19 protein-coding genes are annotated in these 23,671 nt (G+C 44.5%); 18 read left to right on the plus strand and 1 reads right to left on the minus strand.

Annotation, left to right across the window (positions count from 1 at the left end; genetic code table 11):
• Positions 1 to 212 precede the first annotated feature (212 nt).
• The 16 genes from B3N34_RS00130 (at position 213) to B3N34_RS00205 (ending at position 18,460) form a co-directional block, all read left to right on the plus strand.
• A complete protein-coding gene (locus tag B3N34_RS00130) occupies positions 213 to 1,844 on the plus strand; it encodes an S-layer homology domain-containing protein (RefSeq protein WP_286973712.1) in 1,632 nt (543 codons plus the stop codon).
• 222 nt (positions 1,845 to 2,066) lie between these two features.
• The gene (locus tag B3N34_RS00135; RefSeq protein ID WP_286973713.1) at positions 2,067 to 3,422 is read left to right on the plus strand and encodes a purine-cytosine permease family protein; all 1,356 of its coding nucleotides are present in this window, start codon (positions 2,067 to 2,069) and stop codon (positions 3,420 to 3,422) included.
• Between the two features lie 96 nt (positions 3,423 to 3,518).
• Positions 3,519 to 4,754 carry a metal-dependent hydrolase family protein gene (locus tag B3N34_RS00140; RefSeq protein ID WP_286973714.1) on the plus strand — a complete coding sequence of 412 codons (1,236 nt, stop codon included), beginning with the start codon at positions 3,519 to 3,521 and terminating at the stop codon, positions 4,752 to 4,754.
• Between the two features lie 233 nt (positions 4,755 to 4,987).
• Positions 4,988 to 7,069 carry a hydantoinase/oxoprolinase family protein gene (locus tag B3N34_RS00145; RefSeq protein ID WP_286973716.1) on the plus strand — a complete coding sequence of 694 codons (2,082 nt, stop codon included), beginning with the start codon at positions 4,988 to 4,990 and terminating at the stop codon, positions 7,067 to 7,069.
• Between the two features lie 4 nt (positions 7,070 to 7,073).
• Positions 7,074 to 7,409: a cupin domain-containing protein gene (locus tag B3N34_RS00150; protein ID WP_286973718.1), complete on the plus strand. Its 336-nt coding sequence runs from the start codon at positions 7,074 to 7,076 to the stop codon at positions 7,407 to 7,409.
• A gap of 11 nt (positions 7,410 to 7,420) precedes the next feature.
• A complete protein-coding gene (locus tag B3N34_RS00155) occupies positions 7,421 to 9,157 on the plus strand; it encodes a hydantoinase B/oxoprolinase family protein (RefSeq protein ID WP_286973720.1) in 1,737 nt (578 codons plus the stop codon).
• A gap of 107 nt (positions 9,158 to 9,264) precedes the next feature.
• Entirely contained in the window at positions 9,265 to 10,611 is a 1,347-nt protein-coding gene (locus B3N34_RS00160; protein ID WP_286973721.1) for a purine-cytosine permease family protein, read from the plus strand.
• Between the two features lie 641 nt (positions 10,612 to 11,252).
• Positions 11,253 to 12,713: a sodium-dependent transporter gene (locus B3N34_RS00165; protein ID WP_286973722.1), complete on the plus strand. Its 1,461-nt coding sequence runs from the start codon at positions 11,253 to 11,255 to the stop codon at positions 12,711 to 12,713.
• A gap of 12 nt (positions 12,714 to 12,725) precedes the next feature.
• A complete protein-coding gene (locus tag B3N34_RS00170; RefSeq protein WP_286973725.1) occupies positions 12,726 to 12,848 on the plus strand; it encodes a MetS family NSS transporter small subunit in 123 nt (40 codons plus the stop codon).
• Between the two features lie 152 nt (positions 12,849 to 13,000).
• Entirely contained in the window at positions 13,001 to 13,333 is a 333-nt protein-coding gene (locus B3N34_RS00175) for a (2Fe-2S)-binding protein (RefSeq protein ID WP_286973728.1), read from the plus strand.
• Positions 13,330 to 14,439: an NAD(P)/FAD-dependent oxidoreductase gene (locus tag B3N34_RS00180; protein ID WP_286973730.1), complete on the plus strand. Its 1,110-nt coding sequence runs from the start codon at positions 13,330 to 13,332 to the stop codon at positions 14,437 to 14,439. The genes B3N34_RS00175 and B3N34_RS00180 overlap by 4 nt, the downstream gene beginning before the upstream one ends.
• Positions 14,436 to 14,951, plus strand: coding sequence for an NADH-quinone oxidoreductase subunit I (locus B3N34_RS00185; RefSeq protein ID WP_286973733.1), 516 nt, complete (start codon positions 14,436 to 14,438; stop codon positions 14,949 to 14,951). Before B3N34_RS00180 ends, B3N34_RS00185 begins: the two co-directional genes overlap by 4 nt.
• Positions 14,948 to 15,238 (plus strand): (2Fe-2S)-binding protein, encoded by a 291-nt coding sequence (locus B3N34_RS00190; protein ID WP_286973735.1) that lies wholly within the window; start codon positions 14,948 to 14,950, stop codon positions 15,236 to 15,238. The genes B3N34_RS00185 and B3N34_RS00190 overlap by 4 nt, the downstream gene beginning before the upstream one ends.
• 1 nt (position 15,239) lies before the next feature.
• A complete protein-coding gene (locus tag B3N34_RS00195) occupies positions 15,240 to 16,394 on the plus strand; it encodes an NAD(P)/FAD-dependent oxidoreductase (protein ID WP_286973736.1) in 1,155 nt (384 codons plus the stop codon).
• A 108-nt stretch (positions 16,395 to 16,502) separates the two neighbouring features.
• Positions 16,503 to 17,462 (plus strand): MBL fold metallo-hydrolase, encoded by a 960-nt coding sequence (locus tag B3N34_RS00200; RefSeq protein ID WP_286973737.1) that lies wholly within the window; start codon positions 16,503 to 16,505, stop codon positions 17,460 to 17,462.
• 14 nt (positions 17,463 to 17,476) lie between these two features.
• On the plus strand, positions 17,477 to 18,460 hold the full coding sequence (locus B3N34_RS00205) for an ornithine cyclodeaminase family protein (protein WP_286973738.1): 984 nt from the start codon (positions 17,477 to 17,479) through the stop codon (positions 18,458 to 18,460).
• A 72-nt stretch (positions 18,461 to 18,532) separates the two neighbouring features.
• On the opposite strand, the gene ade is transcribed toward B3N34_RS00205, so the two are convergent.
• Positions 18,533 to 20,326, minus strand: a complete 1,794-nt coding sequence (gene ade, locus B3N34_RS00210) for an adenine deaminase (RefSeq protein WP_286973739.1) — start codon at positions 20,324 to 20,326, stop codon at positions 18,533 to 18,535.
• 81 nt (positions 20,327 to 20,407) lie between these two features.
• Here ade and B3N34_RS00215 point away from each other — a divergent pair, with 81 nt between their 5' ends.
• Both B3N34_RS00215 and B3N34_RS00220 read left to right on the plus strand, forming a co-directional pair.
• On the plus strand, positions 20,408 to 21,418 hold the full coding sequence (locus B3N34_RS00215; protein ID WP_286973740.1) for an alpha-hydroxy-acid oxidizing protein: 1,011 nt from the start codon (positions 20,408 to 20,410) through the stop codon (positions 21,416 to 21,418).
• Between the two features lie 34 nt (positions 21,419 to 21,452).
• Positions 21,453 to 23,639, plus strand: coding sequence for an FAD-dependent oxidoreductase (locus B3N34_RS00220; RefSeq protein ID WP_286973743.1), 2,187 nt, complete (start codon positions 21,453 to 21,455; stop codon positions 23,637 to 23,639).
• Positions 23,640 to 23,671: the final 32 nt, after the last annotated feature.

Below are 23,671 nucleotides of genomic sequence, written 5' to 3' on the forward strand. Positions count from 1 at the left end.
ACCTGCGTCGATCCCCGAAGGCACGGAAAGGAGGTGCGAAGACCCCCGGCCAAAAAGGGAGAGCGGGTGAGGAAGGCGGAAAAAGGGCAGGACGGAAGATACCTTTCGTGGGGAAAGAGAAGGAAACGAGGAAACTTCCTTAAAAGACCCCCGAAAGCACAAAGTCCTTGCCGATCCGCAAAATATATATTAACCAAGGGGGTTAAACGAACATGAAGAAGTTATTAGCTTTAGTAGCTGTATTTGCCCTTGTGGCATTTGCGGCTCCCGCATTTGCGGCCAATCCCTTCGTCGACGTTCCCATGAACCACTGGGCTTACGACGCCATATCTCAGCTGGCCGCAAAGGGGATAATTCAGGGTTATCCCGATGGTACCTACAGGGGTAACCAACCCATGACGAGGTATGAGATGTCCATGCTCGTGGCAAGGGCTCTTGCTACTGTCGACATGGATAAGGCCAGCAAAGAAGACGTCGAGATGTTGAAGAAACTCGTCGTAGAGTTCAAGGATGAGCTCGATGCCCTAGGCGTAAGAGTAGATGCCCTTGACGAGCGCGTAGCTGTCCTCGAAGAGAACCTCGGAGGATGGAACTTCTTTGGCGAGGTTCGTTTTGATGCTCGATGGTCGGACAAAGCTGATGGAGCATATGCTAATAGCGATCATACGACGGCTGAACAACATCAGGCGGGAGATACGGAATTTGATACTGGTAGGTTTTATTTTTGGTTATTTAAACAAATGGACGAAAGGACTTCGTTTACTGCAAGACTGGATTTGTGCAATAACGACAATACTGATGTTCAATGGTGGAGATATTTTGTTACCATTGCACCTACGGATGATTCATTCATGTGGATAGGCTTGTGGTGGTATGATTGGGAGGCTGATGCGGGTTTATATATTGGTGATGTAGAAGATGCCTGGTTCACTAACCAGTGTCCTACCGGGTTTTATTATTCCAAGCGTTTCGCAAAAGGCGATTTGTCAGCTTTCCTGTCTCATAACGAAGATCCTATGGAGATAGAAGGTACTCATATAGGAGGAGCCACTGATAACTACAACTATGGATTACGTATGAATTGGCAGATGAACGACAAATTTAGAATTGCACTGACTGGAATTTGGTACGACTACGACAACGATGGCGTAAAAACCACAAAGTGGACTCAAGGAGCCCCACGATATTTTTACGATATGGCAAACGATAAAGTAAAAAAGAATGATTTATTTGAATATGGCCTATATGATTCGGCTGTTTACTGGACTGATTTTACCTTGACTTTTACTCCAGGATTTGATTTGAGAGGCGTATATTTCGTTCAAGACCACGATGGGCCTTCCGGTTCTGAATACTCGCACTTCGACGATTCTCCAAATGCTTATAAGTTAGTATTGGATATAAGCCAAGATGTTTTAAAGTTTACTAGAGTATGGCTAGAATATGCTAAAATAGATTCTTATTTTAAGACTGCAATTCAACCTTGGGATACTTTTTTTGCTGTTGAAGTTACGCCGATGCTTTCCGGACCAGCAGTGGCTAACGTTTGGGAAAGGGAGATAATATTTGTTAGATTAGAACAAAAATGGTCCGATAAATGGTCCACTTTTCAACGTTTTGGGCAATACAATCATGATATAGAAGGTTACGCTAGTCATGTTTACAGTGGCAGAAGGGATTTCGACATCTCAAATTGGAGCTTAGGAGTACAGTATTGGTATACCCCAAACGTAAAATTTGAACTTGCCTATGATAACGTTGATTACGATGATGGATGGCAAGAGTTCGACAATGATTTAAAAGATGATCATTTGATTAGATTTAGAACGCATTTCTTCTTTTAATTTTTAAATTTCACTTTATTTAATATTTATCCCAAATATGTGTCATTAGTCATGTAAATTGTATCAGGTAATAATGTGCAGTAAAGAGGATCGGAGTGGGTAATGTTTATAAACTACGTGAGGAGAAATATTAATATTTCAGATAACACTCCGATCCTCAGATTTCATAAGCGTTATAATCAAACCTTTAACTTTAAATAGATAAGTGGGAGGTGTGTCTGAATGGCAAGCAAAGACAAAGGTAGTTCGGCTTTTTCTGGTGGCGCTGAAGATTCGGCAATTAAAGCTGTGCCTATTGATAATAGGACTTCATGGTTAACTCCAGCCATAATTTATGCAGGTTGTGAGTTCACTATTTCAGTTTCTATGGTTGGTGCCATGGTAATCGGCAGCTATAGTTTGCAAAAATTTTTCTTATTGACTCTTCTTGCGTTAGTGATAATCACATGGGCAGGTAATGCAGTAAACAGTTATCTTGGAGCCATGACGGGAAGACCGTCATCGGTCATAACGAGATCCAGCTTTGGAGTTGCTCAATCGAGAATATTGGTTGCTTTTGTGGTCTTATTTAATTCCGGGGCCTGGTGGGCTTTACAAACGGCAATAGCGGGCAATGCTATGAGCACGATGTTTGGTATTGATTATTCTGTGCAATATTGGTCTTGGGCTATGGTTACCATCGTGTGCGGTCTCGTTTTTGCTATACCTGCTGTGCTTGGTTATACCTCCATGGCGTGGACGGATTACATAGCGGTTCCAGGTGGCGTGTTGGTCATGGTTTGGGGGTTATGGCTTGCTGTAAGAGATCTGGGTTGGGCGCAGATATTTGCATGGGACCCTGTTCCTACGATAACCTGGGTGACAGCGGTATCTTTGTTGCTAGGACCTAATATTTGTCAATGGATGATGATTTCAGATTACAGCAGGTACTGCAAACCTCGTCTGAAGGATAGTATTTTAATGCCATCGGGGGTTGTGGTAACAGGATTTGCTATGTTTTCTATTGGTGCTATTTTAGCTATAGGTAGAGGTGAATGGGATTTAATTAAAATAATGGTGCAATTAGGTTTTCCCGCTCAAGCTTTTATTTTGCTATTTCTAGCACAATGGACAACGCAACTTGTCAATAACTATAGTCTTGGTTTGGCATTATGTAACATGTTTAATATAGAGACAAACAGAGGTAGAGCAATTATGACCTTATTGGGAGCTATTGGGGGAATTATAGCTGCGCTGCTAGGAGTTTTATCCAGATATGAAGGATTGCTCCTATTATTCGTCCTTCTTTATCCGCCTATTGCTTCAATAATGGCAACAGACTTTTTGTTACTCAGAAATAAAGAATGGGATGAAATACCTGGATGGAACGTGATGGCAACTGTAGGTCTCGTTGTTGGTTTGTTGGTTGGTTATGTTACTCAAAATATCATTGAGATTGGAATTCCGGCAGTACAGTCATTTATTGTAACAGGGGTTGTCTATTATTGTCTTATGCGTTTAAAAGCGAAGATTAAGCCAGATCAATTTACGCCTAAAAAATGGATTTTAAAAGAAATGCAGTATAGTGAGCAAAACTAGTTATTTGTAATGCTTGTGCAGCAATAATCATTGTCGGCTATTTCTTGTATCGTATTTAAACTATATTTATTGTCTCATATTAAAGCAGGTGATTCGTTGGCTCTCATAATTTTTCGTGATGCTACACTCATAGACGGGAAGGGGGGCGATCCCCTAAGTCCAGCAACCATAGTTGTGGAAGATGGTGTGATTCGCGAGATTACAGTAGGCAAGTTTAAAATGGCAATTCCAGCTGATGCCATGACAGTCAATTGTTATGGAAAAACATTGCTTCCAGGATTGATTGATGCGCACATCCATGTAGGTCTTTTTGACGGAGACGAGAATGAGCAGCCCAGGCAAAATCACCCAAGCATGCTTATTATTAAAGCTTTAAAAGTAATGGAAGATACTTTATACCAGGGCTTTACAACTTGCAGAGATGCCGGGGGAGTTGATGCTGGATTTAGAGAAGCTCAGAAATTAGGTTTAATAAAGGGGCCTCAATTAAAGGTGAGCGGGAGGCCTCTTTCAATGACAGGTGGGCATGGTGATTGTCGTTTGTCTACGGATCGAAGAAATCCCTATGATGAGATATTAGGTTGCAGTGTCATTTGTGATGGTGTTAGCGAAGTGAGGAAAGCTGCCAGAGAAGAACTTCGTCGTGGAGCTGATCACATCAAAATAATGGCAGGCGGAGGATGTTCAAGTCCGACTGACGAGCCCGATGCTTGTCAATATAGCTTAGAAGAGCTGGAGGCTATAGCTTATGAAGCTAATTCTGCAGGGAAATATGCCTTGGCGCATTGTTATTCGAATAGAAGCATACAAAATTGTGTAAAAGCTGGTATCAAAAGCATAGAACATGGCAATTTTATGGATCGTGAAACTGCAAAATTATTACATGATGCAGACTGTTGGTATGTGCCAACGCTGACGACTTATGAAGTAATGACGAGAAAAGGAGAAGAATTTGGCATCCCTGACTATTTTTTAAGAAAGATGAAGATGGTTTACGAGACTGCAATTGAGGCAGTTACAAATGCATACCATGAAGGAGTTGTTATTGGATCGGGATCGGATGTCATAGGTCCGGCTCAGCCCTATAAAGCGATGGAATTGGAACTTAAGGCCCGTGTTCTTGGACCAATGGGGGCTATAGTGTCAGCAACAAGAGTGAATTCAGCGATACTTTGTATGGACGACAAAGTAGGAACTATCGAACCTGGCAAACTCGCAGATTTAATAGTTGTAGATGGGGATCCACTAAATGAAATCAGCTTATTACAGGATAGAAGTAGGATATGTGTTATTATGCAGGGAGGTACATTTATCAAAAATACTATTAATTAAATCTCGCTAATTTGTCAGAGGTATTCTATTCACATATCATAATTATGTATATACCATTAATTAAGAGATTATCTTTACATTAATTTCCACTATATTTTTAATAATTTGTTGATAGAGCAATATCTTGATATTGTATTTTCAAGTTTCTTAGCATATTAATTATAGTTTAATTAATTCATTTAAGGAAATGTTAAATATAAAATGTAACTTAATATGGAATAGGAGGCTTAAAAATGTCGTGGAGAATAGGGGTGGATATTGGAGGCGCATTTACTGATTTGTATGCGTCGAACCTAGAAACGGGAAAAACAGAATGGGTAAAGGTAGAATCATCGCCGCCAAATTTTGAGGAAGGTGTGATAAGAGGTTTTGAAGAGTTAGAAAGCCGAGGTGTATTTCTAAATGAAGCTAGTCAAGTAATTCATGGCCAAACTGTGGTAATAAATACGATTATAACCAAAAGCGGGGGAAACGTTGGTTTTATCACAACATCTGGATATGATATTTTAGATATACAAAGAGCTAACAGAAGAGATGTTTTTAATTTTAAGTACAGAAAGCCAACTCCTTTCGTGTCTAAATATATGACAGAATGGGTCGAAGAGCGCATTGACTCTGATAAAAGTATATATAAACCATTGAATGAGCAAAACGTTAAATTAGCAGCTGCATCACTTCTTAGCAAAGGCGCAGATGCTATCGCAATAGGGTTTATAAATAGCTATATTAATCCTATTCATGAAATAAAGGCTAAAAATATAGTGGAACAAACACTTATAGAACATGGTGTTACAACACCTCTTGTTACGATTTCAAGCGATTTAAGCAGAGAATGGCGAGAATATGAGCGTTTCAATACTGCCGTTTTGAATGCTTACGTCCATCCAATCTTCGTAAATTATCTTGAAAAATTGGAAATAGCCCTCAGTGAAAAGGGTTTTAATGGGACATTTTATTTGACCTTGGCTTCAGGGGGCATGGCTACTTCGGACTACGTTAAAAAGTTTCCAATTATTACCGTAGAGGGAGGGCCTATATCGGGTTTTATGGGTGGCATAATGATATCTGAAGTGTTACAGGAAAATAATATCATGGTAATAGATGGAGGAAGTACAACCACAAAAGCGGGCCTTGCCAAGGACTTAACACCACAAATCAATACGGAATACTGGATCGAACAAGACGATTGGCATGCAGGTTATCCTACAAGAGTTCCGGTTTTAAATATTAACGAGATAGGTACAGGTGGTACAAGTATAGTATGGGTTGACGAGGCTGGGAATTTGCAAGTTGGGCCAGAAGCTGCGGGATCTAGGCCTGGACCGGCATGTTATGGCATGGGAGGTCATGAACCTACATTAACAGATGCATATGTTGTAACTGGATATTTGAACCCAAATTATTTACTTGGGGGCAAATTGAGGATTCATAAGGACTTAGCCGAAAAGGCTTTTGCCAATATCGCAAAGAAACTTAATATCAGTATTAAAGAAGCTGCTTATGGAGCAATTGTAGTGGCAAATGAAAATTCGTCAAATCTTATAAGACAAATATCTATGAGGAGAGGCTTTGATCCAAGGGAGTTTTCTCTAATAGCTCATGGTGGGTCTGGCCCTATGATGGCACCATTTATTGTAGAAGACTTGGGAATACCTCAAATAATAATTCCTTCAGTTCAAAGTGGCGTCTTTAATGCATGGGGTATGCTGGGCTTAGATATTAAACACCAATTAGTTCAAACTAATACAATATCTGTAGAAGAACCTGAGAATACTCTTGAGGTTATAAACTCGACGTTTAATGACCTAGAGGGAAAAATCAAGGCTGCATTCAGGAGTGAAAACATTGACCCAAATAAGGTGGAAATACTGAGGTATGTGGATATGAAATATGAAGGCCAAGCCCACACAGTAAAAATCCCATGTCCCAACGGCAGGTTGGGAGTCGAGGAAGTTAAAGATATATTGAAAGCATTTCATGACACCCATAATAGAGAGTATGGTTTCAGTTTGCCAGGCAGCACAGTCGAGATAGTTAATTGTGACACAACGGGATTATATAGGGTTGATCGTCCAAAAGTTGAGAAACAAATAAATCATGGTTCGTTGCAGGATGCCTTATTGGAAAAGCGATTGGTGTTTAATGGTTCAGAAAATATCTTGATGCCTATATATAAACGAGAACAACTTCCAAATTCGGTCACGCTTTCAGGTCCATGCATAATTGAGTCAGATACTTCGACAATTATAGTTACCAGGGATTATGTGGCAACATTGAATGAATATGGAGACCTTGTTATTAGGAGAGGGGAGTAGGGAAGTGGGAACGCATATTTTGTCATGTTCAAATTCTTGGGAAAATGCGATTAACAAGGCACAGACAATTTTTAAGTTGGCAAATGCAGTGGAAATTGGAATCCTAAAGGTGGAGCCGTTAGCAAAGTTGCCTGAGTCCGGATTTAGTATTCATGAAAACTCTCACGAATTTGGCTATGTGCTTGAAGGAAACGTAATAATTGCTAATGACGAAGAAGAGCGAGAAATAAAAGAGGGAGAAATGTTTTATAACGATCCCGGTACGCCTCATTATACTTTAAATAATACAACAAAACCCTCTAAAGTTCTTTGGTTTTTAATACCACCGTTAAATAATTAGAGGTGATTAAAATGGTTAAAGATGTAGTAACAATTAGGATAATAAAAGGAGCTTTAGATAGTATAGCTAAGGAAATGTTTTGGGCAACGATAAGAACTGCTAAAAGTAGCATAATTTACGAAACTTTTGATTTTGCTCCAGCTCTTACAAATGCCAAAGGTGATTTAGTATCCATAGGCACAGGTATAGCAGTATTTCTCGGGATCATGCCGATGGTTGCAAGAGCAGTAATGGAAGATGCAAAACAGTATGATTTAGGTTTTGCGCCGGGGGACATATTTGTCATAAATGACGCATATAGAATCAGCACCCATCTGAATGATGTCGCTTTAGCAATGCCTATATTTTATAAGGATGAACATATAGCAACGGCAACTATAAGAGGACATGTTAATGACGTAGGAGGAATGAACCCTGGAAGTTGGGGGCCAGATGCGTCAGAAATATTTCAGGAAGGACTTATTATACCTACCTCACACTTTTATAAAGAAGGGAAGTTAAATAAAGAGGTAGTAAGATTAATATTGCACAATAGCAGAATTCCGGATTTTGTCTATGGAGATTTAGAAGCATTCGCTGCGGCCTTAAGATACGCATATATAAGAGTAAATGAGTTATGCGGTAAATATGGGACTGAGCTTGTTAAAGAGGCGATGGACGATAGAATAAACGATGGCAGAATTATGGCAAAAAATAGATTGGCTAATTTAAAGAAGGGTGAGTTTTATGCGGAAGAATTTATAGAAAAATATGAAGGCATGGATGAAGATTTAAAAATAACAGTAAAAGTTAAGATAACCGATGATAAATTCATAGCTGATTTTACTGACAATCCGAAACAAGTTAAAGCTCCTATTAACACGACATTTGCTGGGGTATATACTGCAGTTGCAACTATTTTTACGGCATTGACAGATCCTCACGTTCCCCTTAATCAGGGGTATTTAGAGCCTTTGGAAGTGATAAGCCCAGAAGGTTCCCTGTTTAATGCATTGCCTCCAGCGCCTGTAAGTTGTTATTGGGAAACTATGTTCTATGCCGTAGATTTAATATGGAAAGCTTTGGCTCCTCATTTTCCTGATAAGCTTACGGCAGGTCACTTTTTATCAGTGGTAAGCGAAACCCTAAGCATGATAGATCCTAGGGATGGTAAGTATAAAATTCTATGCGAACCTAACCCAGGGGGTTGGGGGGCAGGAATTGATAAAGACGGCGAATCTTGTCTTGTTTCTGCTGCAGATGGTGAAACCTATTGTCATCCAGTTGAAGTCATAGAGAGAGATTACCCTATTCGTGTCGAATGTATGAGATACAACTTAGAAGACGGAGTTGGGCATGGTAACTTTAGAGGTGGTTTTGGTATGAAGAAGGATTATAGATTATTGGCCGATGAAGCTAATATGGTTTGTTCTATTAATAGAATTAAATACCCACCTTGGGGAGTAGATGGAGGACAACTTGGTTCCTGTAACCATATAGTCATTACAAGAGATGATAAAGTTATTTGGGATGGCGGAAGAGCCTCGAATTTTACGGTTATAAAGAACGACATCGTAAGCATTAGAAGTGGAGGAGGTGGTGGATGGGGTTTGGCTACAAAGCGTGATCCTAAATTAGTGTTGGAGGATTATAGGGATGGCTTGCTGTCATTAGAAATGGCAAAGGAGATCTATGGAGTAGCAATAAATCCAAGTGACCTTTCAATAGACTTTGAAGAAACAAAGAAATTAAGAGAAGACACAAAATAATTTGCCACAAAATACTAATAGCCTAAGGCCATGTGTATGCATTAAACGAAACGAGGCCTTAGGCTATATTTTAATTGAATAAACTTAGCTTTAAGGAGGGATTACAGATGGGGTTCTGGAAGAAGCTAAAAGATAAATTAACAACAGAATCGGAAACGCTCGATGTTCCCTTAAATCCGGTTCCCATTGAAAAAAGAAGCTCATGGTTAGGCCCTGCCATTGTATATGCTGGAGTTCAATTCAGTTTTGCGGTTGTTATGGCAGGAGCTGGTCTCGGCGCGGGATTGACCATTATGGAAGTTCTATGGGTAACAATTATTGGTTTAGTAATCCTTTCCTGGATAGGTGATTCTGTTAATGCGTACCTGGGGGCAAAAACTGGCCTCCCTGGTGCTGTAATTGCACGACAAAGCTTTGGAGATATCCAAGCACGCATAATAACTTCTCTAATTATGGTCCTGCTGCACACCGGATGGTGGGCAATTAATACATCATTGGTTGCCAATGCTTTTTGTACTTTTTTGGGCATTGATTATACAAAACAATTTTTACCCTGGGCTTTATTAGTGATTGTGCTAGGGATAATTTTTATAATACCCGCGGTCTTAGGATATCTTTCAATGAAATGGATGGATTATATAGCAGTACCCGCTGGAATCTTTCTTTTTGCAATGGGAGCCTATTTGGCGATCAAAAGTCAGGGTATCGCGGGCATAAAAGAATGGTCCCCAGCACAAAGAATGCCGTGGTCAGTTGCAATCTCAACGGTAGTTGGTACCTGTGTATGTCAGTGGGCTATGATATCTGACTATAGCAGAATGCATCGTCCTACATGGAGAGATTCTCTTATGATGCCTTCTCTTTTAATTATAGTGGGGTTTATTGAAATTATCTTGGGTGCAATAATGACCGTTGGTATAGGTACATTTGACATAGTTCAGTTGATGATTGCTTTGGGGTATCCCTTTTGGGCATACCTTTTATTGTTTATTGCACAATGGACTAGTCAAATTGTCGCGGTTTATAGTGCTGGATTATCCTTTGGCAACATGTTAAATGCACGTGACGCCAAAACGCAAAAAATTCTCACTTTAATAATAGGAGTTCTGGGAATTTTATTAGGGATTGCAGGTATTTTAGAAAAATTTATGGATTGGCTTATCGCTCTATCGGTGGTTTTCCCGCCATTAGCGAGCATTATGACTGTTGACTTTTTATTTTTACGAAAAGAACAATGGGAGGATATTCGAGGCTGGAATAAAATGGCGACTCTTTCTTTGATAATTGGTATCGTAATTGGATATTTCAGCGGTTATAAATACTCTTTTGGAATTCCACCCCTTCAGACATATATTTTAACAGGTATTGTTTATTATATTACAATGAAGATCAAGGCCACGTTATCTCCCGATCAATTCACACCGAAGCATTGGATTTCAAGAAAGGTTTTATGACAGCAAATCACTACCTATTAAATATAAAAGCTTAAGCGACCCTACAAAAGATAACTGCAGTTCTCTTTTGTAGGGTCTGTACTGTTGTATGTGACAATTATTAAGTTCCATATGATGAAACATATCTTCTTCGGTCTAAGAAACATAGAGGTCTATACAAAAAAAGATGATGCTGGGGTTCTTGCCCCAGAAATGTTTCCACACTATTTGAAATAGAGTCACTCGAATCTTGACAGCAAAATTAAGCAGAATTATATTGAATAACAAATACATTATGATATATTTCAATAGTTGGACTTGGATGAATTATCTACAAATTATATTTTCATGTATATATTGCATAGGTTTTTCCGTTACTTTACTTACCTTGAGGATTTTGGTTTGTATCAAACGATACATTACATTTATATTTGTTTAGTGTGATATTGTTTCATATAGATTTGTTATGTTGCCAGATGAATAATTAAATCTTACATAACAGTAACGTAGTATTTGATATTATTCAATTATATTCACTTTTGCTCATTATTAGGGTAGGCATAAAAAAATTCGTGAAAAGGGGGGTATGAAAATGCTTAAAATTTAAGTATTTTATGGTGCTTGCGCGTTGACCTTGAGAGATAAGAAGGGAGTGGCGCTAAGTGACAGATAAGGATGCTTTTGTAACCAGGTTGGGTTTTGTAACTGCTGCGATGGGACAAGCTATTGGAACGGGTAATTTATGGAGATTTCCCAGAGTAGCGACAGCGAATGGGGGAGGCCCTTTTATGGTTGCATACATAATAGCTATATTCGTATGGGCGATTCCTTTGCTCATGGCAGAGATGTGCCTTGGTATGCACACAAGGAAGGGTTCAGTTGGAGCGTTTAGGGATTTTATGGGGAAAAAATATACGTGGATGGGGGGTTGGCATGCTTTTGTCTGTCTTGCTTTGGGAGCTTATTATTCAGTTACCATGGGATGGGCAATTAGGTATTTCGTGTTAAGTATCACTACATTAAAGCCTGGAGTAGATACGGAATATATTTGGAATAGTTTTATTTCGTCTCCCTGGCAAGGTATTATTTTTCATGCAATAGCTGTTATTATTGCCGCAATAGTGGTTTTTAGGGGGGTTAGCAAAGGAATAGAGTTGGCGTCTAAGTTTATGATACCGACCCTTTTTTTACTTTTAATAATAGCTATGGTAAGAGCATTGACGCTTCCAGGCGCTATCGGAGGCTTGAATTACCTCTTCAACCCTGACTTCACTCAGCTTTTAAACGGTAAAGTTTGGCTTGAGGCATTTACGCAAGCGGCTTGGTCTACAGGTGCAGGATGGGGTTTCATGACTACATATGCTGCTTACAGTCGTTCTAAGGAAGATATAGGTTGTAATGCTTTCATTGTAGGGCTTTCCGATACTTCGGCGGCATTATTGGCTGCAATGACGGTTATACCTACAATATATGCACTTGCCCCAGAAAGTCTATACGAAGCGATAGGTGCAGGTAATACAGGGCTTACCTTTATATGGTTGGCCAGGTTATTGCCAGCAATGCCATTAGGAAGACTTGTCTCTGCTTTCTTTTTCCTTGGTATGGGCTTTGCTGCAGTAACATCCTTGTATGCTATGTATGAAGTGGGGATAAAAAGCTTCTTTATCGATGCGGGTTGGTCAAGAAAAAAAGCTGCTTCAATAGTTGTAGGAATGTGTTTCTTGGGTGGCTTGCCTTCGGCTATCAACGTTGAATTTTTGAACAATCAAGATCAGGTTTGGGGAGTTGGTCTATTGGTTAGTGGTTTGTTTGTTGCCATAGCAATGATGAAATATGGCGTAGAAAAGGCAAGGCGTGAAATAATCAATCCTGTTTCAGAATTACACGTGGGCAAGTGGTGGAACTATTGCATCATTTTCTTTCCTGTAATGTTTCTTATCGTCTGTGGTTGGTGGACCTATCAACAATTTACATGGTACCCTGAAACTTGGTGGAATCCTTTGGAAACTTATAGCCCTGGAACTATGTTCTTGCAGTGGGCAGCCGTAATAGTGATTTTCATATTATTCAACAATACTTTGGCCAAGATCATTAAACCAGATAATACAGAACAACTCACCTAAGGGGGGATACAAATGTCCGTTGGAAGCCTTATTACAATGATAATTGTCTTAGGTTTGGTGTGGGGAGGAGCGCTGTATTTTATCAATGTGGCATTTAAGAGCGAGAAAAAGAAAGCACATGAAAGTTTAAGTTAAAGATTGGCTTGAAGGAATTTAATATAATTTTTATAACCAATGGAGGAAGGTTGTAGGTAGTATACTGTATGAATAAGAATTTGTTTTAAACTTCAATTTAGTAGTATTTCGAAAAAATGTTAGCGATCAATTTAATCGAGGGGGTGTAAAGCTTGGAACTGATCAGGGAACACCCGGTACTGGAGTTTCGCCATGGCAGGTTGGTTAAGTTCACCTTCGAGGGGAGGGAAATGGAAGGTTTCGAAGGGGAACCTATAGCCATGGCCCTTCATGCCAACGGGATTAGGGTATACCGCGAGACGCCCGAAATGAAGAGGCCTCGCGGCTTTTTTTGCGCCATAGGCAAGTGCTCTTCCTGCTTTATGGTCGTGGACGGAGTGCCTAACGTGCGAACCTGTATAACTCCGTTGAAAGAGGGAATGCGCATCGAAGTGCAGCGGGGCAAGGGGAAAATTAAGCTCAATCACGAAGGTGATCCGAAGTGAAAAACACTGAGGTTTTAGTGATAGGAGGAGGGCCTGCCGGGTTGTCTGCGGCGGCCGAGGCGGCATTCTTCGGCGCTAAGGTGATGATCGTAGATAGCGATCTAAGGCTTGGAGGCCAACTGATAAAACAGACGCATAAGTTTTTCGGTTCCGCATTCGAGCGAGCGGGCACGCGGGGATTCGTCATATCCGATATGTTGCTAGACGAACTTAAAGGATACGGCGATAGGGTCGAGACTTACACCAATTGCACGGCCCTGGGCTACTACAAGGACGACGGCGTGGTCAGCTGCATGGAGGGCGAGGAAAATTACTTTAAGGTTTTGCCCAAGAAGATCTTGGTGGCCACGGGAGCCCAAGAACGCCTGATTCCCTTCCCAAACAACGACCTCCCAGGCGTCTACGGAGCCGGAGCGGTACAAACGCTCATGAACGTCTACGGGGTTGTGCCCGGCAAGAGGATTTTGATGGTAGGTGCCGGCAACATAGGTCTTATCGTGAGTTACCAGTTGCTGCAAGCGGGCGTAGAAGTAGCGGCCATAGTTGAAGCGATGCCAAGGATAGGTGGATACTGGGTGCATGCTGCCAAGGTCAGAAGGCTTGGCGTTCCCATCCTACTGGAGCACTCCATCAAAGAGGCCTTGGGTAAAGACGTAGTAGAAGGTGCCATAATACAGCAGATAAGTCCAGGCTGTGGCTTTATAGGGGAGGAGATCCACGTCGATTGCGACGTCATATGCATGGCTGTCGGTTTGAACCCCACGTGTGAGCTTTTATGGCAAGCGGGATGTGAGATGAAATATATACCTCAGCTTTGCGGACACGTCGCAATTCGCGACAGATCGATGCGCACGACTAACCCGAATGTTTGGGTAGCCGGCGACGCTGCAGGCATAGAGGAAGCCTCGAGTGCCATGGTGGAAGGGCGTATTGCGGGATTGAGCATGGCTCACGAACTGGGTTATGTTGAGGATAAAGAGTATCGCGAGAAGTCCGCTCTCTATTGGGAAAGGCTTAACGCTTTGAGAAACGGAGAAGCCAGCGCCAAGATAAGAGAGGGCATAGCACAGGTTCTGATGGAAAGCTCTGGAGGTATGGAAAGATGAGCAAAAGCGAAGGTCTTTATAACAGCGGGGTATTGCCCCCTGAGATGTACGAGAAGCATGAACCGCCTAAGGAACTTTGGGAGAGCAAGAAAAACGGTTTGGTCTTCGTCGAATGTCCCCAGAGGATTCCATGCAACCCCTGCCACACGGGATGTCCCACTGGTGCGATAAAGGAATTTGCCGACATAAACGATACCCCGCAGATTGACTACGAAAAGTGCACAGGATGCGCTATGTGCGTTGCTAAATGTCCCGGACTTGCCTGTTTCGTCGCAGATCTTACTTATGGAGGCGACGAAGAGGCTCTTCTTAAGCTGCCCTATGAGATGTTACCGTTGCCTAATGAAGGAGAAGAGGTCGAATGCCTAAACCGCGAGGGCAAGGTCGTTTCTAAGGGAAAAGTCTTGAAGGTCGTGGAGCCCTGGAAGGACAAAACTAAAGTCGTACATGTGGTGGTCCCCAAATCCTTTGTGATGGAGATAAGGGCCATAAGGGTGGTGAGGAGCAGATGACAGAAGAAGAAAAGGAAAGAAATGTAATCGTATGCAGATGCGAAGAGATAACCATGGGGGAAATACGGGACTGGATCGCAAGAGGATACGACACCTTCGACGAGCTCAAACACATCCTGCGAGTAGGCATGGGTCCCTGTCAGGGCAGAGGATGCAGGGAGATCATCTTGAGGGAGATAGCCAAGATGAAAAACGTTCCGATAACTCAGGTTGATCCGGGAACCTTTCGTCCGCCTTCCAAACCGGTGAAACTGGAACTGCTAGCGAAGAAAGAAGGGGGCGAATAAGATGGCCGAAGAGTGGAAAAGGAGCGCCGATGTCGTAATTATAGGCGCCGGTATTCAGGGGTGTTCCATAGCCTATAATTTGGCCAAGTTGGGCGTGAAAGATGTCGTCGTTCTCGAAAAGGATACTCCAACGGCAGGTTCGACCGGAAGGTGTGCCGCCGGCATCAGGGCTCAGTGGGGAACGAAGATGAACTGTCAGTTGGGATTGGCCTCCCTCGAGATATTAGAACACCTCCATGAAGAGCTCGGAATGGACATAGGCCTTCATCAGGGCGGCTACCTCATGGTTGCCTATAAAGAAAGCGAATTTGAGCAGTTGAAAAAAAATGTGGCTTTGCAAAACAGCTTGGGCATCACCTCAAGGGTGGTGAACAAAGAAGAGGCATACGAGATATGCCCGACCCTCTCGGCCGAAGATGCCGTCGGATTTACCTATCACCACAGAGACGGACATGCCGATCCCTTTCTTACGACCATAGCCTACCACAAGGCTGCAAGCGAGAAAGGAGTGAGGTTTTATAAATTTACTGAATGTACGGGCATAAAGGTGAAAGGCGAGGTTAAAGGCGTCGTTACGACAAGGGGAGAGATAGATACCCCGGTAGTCGTGGATGCAGCCGGTCCTTACTCGCAGCATATCGCTGCCATGGCAGGCATTAAGCTTCCCTTCTATTCCGAAAGACACGAGATATTGGTCACGGAGCCCGTCGAATTCGGGGTTTGCCCTTGCATGCTCATGAGCTTTTCCGGCAATTATTACATACAGCAGAGGCCAATAGGATCGATAATAGCAGGATGTAGTCCCGAAGGGCATCCTGAGGATTACTCCCTTGGAAACACGTGGAACTTTCTGGAACATATGTCGAGGGTGATAGTCAAACTGCTGCCAAAGCTTGGAGGAGTAAGGGTCGTAAGGCAGTGGTCCGGCATGTACAACATGTCGCCTGACAAGCAGCCCGTCATTGGGGAATCCAAAGAAGTGAAGGGCTTTTACATCTCCGCGGGCTTTTCGGGGCATGGGTTCATGTTTGGTCCCATTTCAGGCAAGCTCCTTGCTGAGCTTATCGTCACAGGGACGAGCTCCATACCGATTGATGTATTGAATTATGACCGTTTCGAAAGGGGCGAATTGATAGAGGAACCCGCCGTAGTATAGTAGCATAAGGGCGTAAAATAAAGGGGATATCATGAATAAAATCTAAATCATGATATCTCCAAATTTTATACGAAGAAAGGATGACTTGAAATAGCCGACGAAAAGCTTGTGCACGCCAAGTTTACGTTGAACATTGGAGAAGGCTTCAATATTACCTTGATCGATCTGCTCATCGACAACCTCCAGGGATTTCATCATTTCTTAAGCAGCTGGCTCATCGTGGACAAAACTTTGGATAGGGTCTCGTTGGTCGATGTTGGTCCGGCTTCGACTGTGCCCGTTTTAGTGAAGAATATCGAGGAACTTGGCATATCGAAGTTGGATTTGATTTTACTGACGCACGTGCATCTCGACCACTCGGGAGGGCTAGGACAGCTGCTTGAAGCATTTGGCTCTGCCAAGGCTTTGGTGCATCCAAAGGGCAAGAGGCACTTGGTAAATCCCGATCGTCTTTGGAAATCAAGCGTTGACGTGTTGGGCGACGTAGCTTTGGCATACGGCAGGCCCATTCCCGTAAACGAGTCTTGCTTTTTGCCGGAAGATGTCAGATTGGATCGTATAACCAAGATTGAAACGCCGGGTCATGCATCCCATCATTATTCGTTTCTTTACGATCTTGGGTCGAAGATCCTCTTTGCAGGCGAAGCGGCAGGAACGTATTACAAAAGGGGATTCGCCTACTCTGGAGTTAGCGACGGCACGTTTATATTACGCCCGGCTACGCCGCCGAAATTTTACCTTGACAGCGCTCTTTTAAGCATAAAGGAGTTAAAGGCTTTGGACGCAGGCATTATGTGCTATGCTCACTTTGGTTATACTGATGAGGTAAATAAGTTCCTCGATTTGGAGGAAAGGCAACTCCTGCATTGGAACGATCTGATTCGCGACTATTTATCCGACCATCAGGGATTACCTGTCGACCCGGAGGACGTAGCGTATTATTTGATTGAACGGGATCCTCTTTTGAGCGATTTCTCGCATTTGCCCGAGGACATCAAGGTTCGCGAAATGGGCAACATCCTTTCTTCGGTCAATGGCTTTTTGGATTACCTGTCCAAAATAATATAGGGGAGGATATTGACATGAGATCTTTGCTGCTTTCCAGAAGCTCCCTTGAGGAGCTGAACATAAAGATGGCTGACATTATAGAAGCCGTGGAGCGCGGGTTTAGGTTAAAGGGAGAAGGCAAGGTGAGCGTGCCTGCGAAGATAGGCATACATCCCAGAAAGGATTGTTTTATCCATGCCATGCCATGCTACATTGGAGGGGAGGTTGATGCTTCAGGCATCAAGTGGGTAGCAGGCTATCCGTCCAACCAAGAGAAGGGGCTACCCTATATAAGCGGCATCATGTGCTTGAACGAAAGCGATACGGGGCTGGTAAAGGCCATAATGGACGCGTCTTGGATCACGGCCTATCGCACAGGGGCCGCCTCTGCCGTGTGCGCCAAATACCTGGGCGACCCCGATTCAAAGGTGATCGCAGTAATAGGTCTAGGCGTGCAGGGAAGGATGAACCTCATGGCTTTGATGGAAGTATTTAAAGAAGTGCGACAGGTCAGAGTTTACGACGTAATGCCTTCGCAGACGAAGCGGTATGTTGAAGATATGTCATCCCTCTATGAAGGATGCGAATTTGTGGCCTGCGATAATCCAAAGGAAACAGTAACCGGGGCAGATATCGTCGTTACCTGTACCCCGATTGTCGAAGACCCGAAAAGGTACGTTCGCGCCGAATGTCTCAAGGAAGACGTGCTGGCCATTGCCGTGGACTACGACTCGTCCTTTTGCGCCCCCGTAATGGCGGAGGCAGACGTATTCGTGTGCGACGATTCCGGCCAATACCTTTGGACACAGGAGCAGGGAGTTTACTTCCAGGACGGCTATCCGACAAAGGATAAGATCTACGCGGACATGGGCGAACTTTGTGCAGGCTTGAAAAGTCACGTAAGAAAAGGCCGTCGTGGCGCCGTACTCATGGGCATTGCAAGTCACGACGTGATGACAGCCCAATTGGCCTATGAAAAGGCCTTAGACAAAGGCATCGGCCAGTGGATTGAGATATAGTAAAATATTAAACTATAATTTACGCGCGGCGAGGGATAAAATATAGGTTAAGCCTTCGCCGCGACTTATTGACTAGACGATCAGGTCTACGAACTTGAAGTTCAAGGTATCGACCAATCCCCTGTTGGTTATTCGAAGCTCAGGAATTACGGGAAGCGAAAGCAGAGCCATGGTCATGAAGGGTGATTCCATGGTGCATCCTAGTTTATGCCATGCTTCGTCCAAGGCCTTGACATGGGCATCCACCTCTTCCACAGGTTTATCTGACATCAAACCTGCTATGGGAAGCTCTACCAAGGCCAGCACCTTGCCGTCGCATACGGCAACCATGCCGCCGCCGCACTTGTGCAGGACGTTTCCCGCAAAGGCCATGTCGGCGTCGTTGGTGCCCATGATCAAAAGGTTATGGCTGTCGTGTGCCACGGTGGAAGCCACTGCCCCCCGCTTCAGGCCAAATCCCCCGACAAAGCCAATCCCCATGTTGCCGGGTCCACCGTGACGCTCTACAACGGCGACCTTTGCCAGGTCTTGCGAAAGATCAGCTTCTATCCTTTGGTCGTGAACCTTAAGCTTCGCAGTACTGTGAAAGGTATTTACCCTTGCCTCGACCACTTGGATTACCCTGACAGTTACTTCCTTTTCAGGCCCACCGTATTTGACCTCGAAGTCGCTTGCGGAAAGCTCGCGTTTTATCCGCACGGAGTTTAAGGCCCAATCGGGATAGTTTAAAGCTTTTAGTTCCGTCGTCAACTTGCCCTCCCGGGCAACGATCTCTCCGTCCGCCATGACTATCTCTGGGCTAAAATCGGCCAAGTCCCTAAGGAAAAGAATATCGGCGCATCTTCCGGGAGCAATAGCTCCGATTTCGTGGCTTACCCTGAAGCACTCGGCGGTGTTTATAGTAGCCATCTGTATGGCGCTTATGGGGTTCATGCCCTCTTCGATGGCCCTTTTTACTACGTGGTTCATGTGGCCAAGCGTCAGTATGGTGTGAGGGTGAGTGTCGTCGGTGACGAGCAATGCCCTTCTGTCGTCGACGAAGGTCTCGGTCAAACTCTTGATGGTGGCCTTTATGTCCTGCCAGGCCGATCCCTCTCGCATCTTGTTGTACATGCCCAGGCGCATTCTGGCCAGGGCATCCTCTTTTCTTGTGCCTTCATGGCAAGATGCCACGCCTGAGGCCGCGTAAGCCTGTAAGCCTACCTCCGTTTCAGGTATGGAGTAATGTCCGGTTACGACCTTTCCTGACTGCATCGTTATTTTAAGCATCTCGTGTACGTTTTCGTCGCCTGCTAACACGCCGGGGAAGTTCATCATCTCGCCCAAGCCTATTACCTCGTCCCACTTCATGGCCTCGGCTATCTCTCTTGGCGTTATGACAGCTCCGGCATCCTCAAATCCCGGTGCCGATGGCACGCACGACGGCATGGTGGCAAACACTTTTAGGGGCAAATTTTTGCCCTCGTCCACCATTAGCTTGACGCCCCTTAATCCCAAGACGTTTGCTATCTCGTGGGGATCCATGAAGATGGTGGTAGTGCCGCAAGGAAGCGCTGCCCTGGCAAACTGCGTCACCGTGACCATGCTGGATTCTACATGCATATGGCCGTCAAGAAGTCCCGGCGTCAAATAAAATCCAGAAGCATCTATAATGTTCGTGTTTGGGCCGATCGTGTGATCCGCGTTCCCTACGAGGACGATGCGCCCTTTGTATATACTTATGTCTGCAGTAAATATCTCCTTCGTGAAGACGTTTACCACAAGTCCTCCCTTTATCACGGTATCTGCCTTTATTTTGCCTTGGGCTGCAAGCGTTAGGTCGCGTGTAATCTCGTGAAGGGCATGTCTTCCTAAAAACTTCGACATAAGCGGTCACTCCTTTTTGCGTCTTAGTTTAAAATAGTATTAATATTATTATAAGCCAAATAAAAACAAGGTGGTGCGAATATGAAGTGGGATGAGGTTTTGGTAAATGCCAGAGAGGCTTTGAGGGGAATTTGCCATCTGTGTCCGATTTGTGACATGAAGGCCTGTGCCGGAAAAGTGCCGGGCATAGGCGGCATAGGCACCGGAGGCAGCGCTAAAAATAATTATGAAGCGCTTCGCGAGATCAAGTTTAGGATGAAAGCCATTCACGAGGTGGATAAACCCGACATCGGCGTTGAGCTTTTCGGGCAAAAATTGACGTTGCCCGTGATCGGCGCAGCCGTGGCAGGCGCCAGAGTAAATTTCTCCGGCAGGATCGAGGAAAAGGAGTTTGCCAAGGCCCAACTTGAAGGGGCATTGGATGCTGGTACCATCGCAATGATTGGAGACGGGCCGGGAGATCTCTACGAAAAAACGATAGATGCATTGACTGAGGTTGGGAAAGGGATTGTCATTATAAAGCCAAGAAAACTTGATGAGATAATTAGACGAATAAGAATTGCCGAAGAGGCCGGAGCTTTGGCCGTTGGGATCGACGTGGATGCAGCCGGATTGGTCAACATGAGAAAGTCGGGGGAATATGTAGGACCCATAAGTTGCAAGGTTTTGGAGGAGATATGCAGCAAGACGGCTCTTCCCATGATCGTTAAGGGCATAATGACGGAGGAAGAGGCGGTCGCTGCCTGTAATGCCGGTGCCGGTGCCATCGTGGTTTCGAATCACGGCGGCAGGGTATTGGATGATCTCCCCGGCACTGTTTCTGTATTGCCTAAAATTGCCTCAAAAATAAAGGATAGGTGTATGGTGTTGGCAGATGGGGGCGTCAGAAGCGGTTCCGACGTATTGAAATTTTTGGCTTTAGGTGCCCGTGCCGTGTTGGTAGGACGTCCCGTCGTATGGGGCGTCTTTGGAGGTGGCAGGGATGGAGTAAGGCTTTTGTACGAAAAATTGGCTGATGAACTGAGTGTGGCCATGATACTTACATCCTGTCAGAGCGTTGCTGAAGCCTCGACTGATTTGTTAGCTCTATAGTGCGCAGATATGATAACTATACGGAGGGAAGATCATGAGAGAGAAAAAAGGGCGCTTTCCTTTTCTTTGGTTAGTTTTTATTTTGGTGGTTATGCTGCCCTTTTCAAGCTCGGCTGATGCTTTAGAGAAAAGGGATTACGATGTCATCGTGGTTGGTGCCGGAACAGGAGGGCTTGGGGCTGCAATTCAGGCGGCTCGTCTTGGCGTCAAGGTGGCGGTATTTGAGGAGACCACGGTCTTAGGTGGCCAAATGATCGCCTCCGCTGTCTCCACAATGGACGATATGTACGGCACTAGATGGGGCATTTACGGAGAATTTCTTGAAGGAATTTTTGAATACTACTCCTCTCGAGGCAAGTCCCTGGGAACATGCTACTGGACTCCCATAACAGTAGCCTTCGAGCCCCATGTTGGAGAGTACGTGTTGGCCAATATGATCAAAGGGGTAAGGGAAGGGAAGACGACCCGGGATAAGAAGCCCGGCGTTTTGGACCTTTATACAGGAGCCAAGGTGCGTAGCGTACTGAAGTCGGGCGACGACAAAACAGTCACGGGCATAGTTGCAGAGGCGGACGGAACCAAGCTTTTATGCTATAGCAAGGTCTTGATAGATGCCACAGAATATGGGGATTTACTTCCCCTTGCTGGAGCCGATTATAGAGTCGGGAAGAATTTAGTTGACAGCGAGTCGAGAAGTTTTGATGAAGACGCAAGGGTGCAGGACATTACTTGGGTAGCCGTAATAAAACACTATCCCGGCGGCGTGCCCGATGAGCTTAAAGTAAAGACCCCGCCGCCTGGATACGAAGATATGAGAAAGACCTTCATCTCCTATGTAGCTAGGGATGGCTCCACCTTCAAGCGATACCCCCTTAAATATCCCGTGGACGTTTTAACGCACAACGCCTATAGAGGGTTGCCAGACAGCCTGGCCCGCGGAAACGCCGATGCCTCCAGCCCCTTGACCTGGCTTATGCTGACCAAGACAGAGGTTAATTGGGCTAACGACTACCCAGGCAAGGAGGGATATAAGGGGAAAAGCGGCCTTCCCGTTACATACCTCGAGGATCCGGCTTTCAGGAAAGAAGCGGATGCCAGGGCGATGCTTGTAACCATTGGGTTTATCTATTACCTGCAAAACGAGCTCGGTTGCGATTGGTCTGTAGCATCTGACATCTTCGAGTCGGAAGCGACGTACGAGAACGTTAAGGACCACCTCCCGTCTGAGTACGCTGAGATTGCAAAACACTTTCCTCCCCGCCCTTACGTACGGGAAAGCAGAAGAGTTGTGGGAATAAAGACGTTGACGTCCCGCGAAATTCGGGAAAACTCCGAGAGTTACATGAGAAACGAGGGCAGGGAATTGCGAAGCTCGCTTGCCGTAGGTCGTTACGTGCTTGATTTGCACGGCGCCGATGAAACGGAGCAGCTAGAGGCGGAATTCGGCGAAACCAGGGAGTCTATAGCCAAAAACAAGCCCTTGGGACCCTTCCAGGTTCCCTTCGAGATATTTATTCCGAAGGAGACGGACGGATTCCTGGTGGCGGAGAAGAACCTGTCCGTTACCCGTCTGGCTTCGGGGGCGCTGAGGCTTCAGCCGATAACCATGCTCACCGGGCAGGCGGTTGGTGCGATAGCGGCACTTGCAGTAAAAGAAGGCGTGCAGCCCAGAGATGTTAATGTCATGAAGGTACAGAAAACTTTATTGGAAGCAAAGGATAGGCTAGCCCTTTGTATTTACTCAGACGTTCCAGAAAGCCATCCCCACTGGGCAGCCGTTCAGATGGCGACTGTTAGGGGTTGGATGAAGCCGAAGAGCTTACCATCGCTCGCAGCCTCGAGGATCGATAACTACAATGACATTTTACAAGCCTCCCGAAAAGGCCGCACCAAGGGAATTTTTGGAGTGGACGAGCCTTTGAGCTGGAAAGTTGCAAAGGAATTTCTTAGTGCTATACTTGATGACCTGGGAGGTCAAGGAAAAGTTGATTTACATAACGGTATGAGCGAAGAGCCCATCCCAAGGGGAGAATTTATTTTCGCTTTATGTCGAGCGCTTTACCCCTCCGAGGAGCCTAAGCCCATTACCACGAAAGAAGATAAGATCTCGTGGGCCCATAAAAAGCTATCTCCGATTCTGTCCGTTGATAAAAGGGATTTAGAAGAAGGCCTTACCAGAGGAGAGGCCCTAAAGATTGTCATGGAGGTCTTGACGAATTAGCAAAGGCAAGCCTTTAAAGGAGCTGGTGGATA

Origin of the sequence: Acetomicrobium sp. UBA5826 (assembly GCF_002433005.1) — a bacterium.
Lineage (GTDB): Bacteria > Synergistota > Synergistia > Synergistales > Acetomicrobiaceae > Acetomicrobium.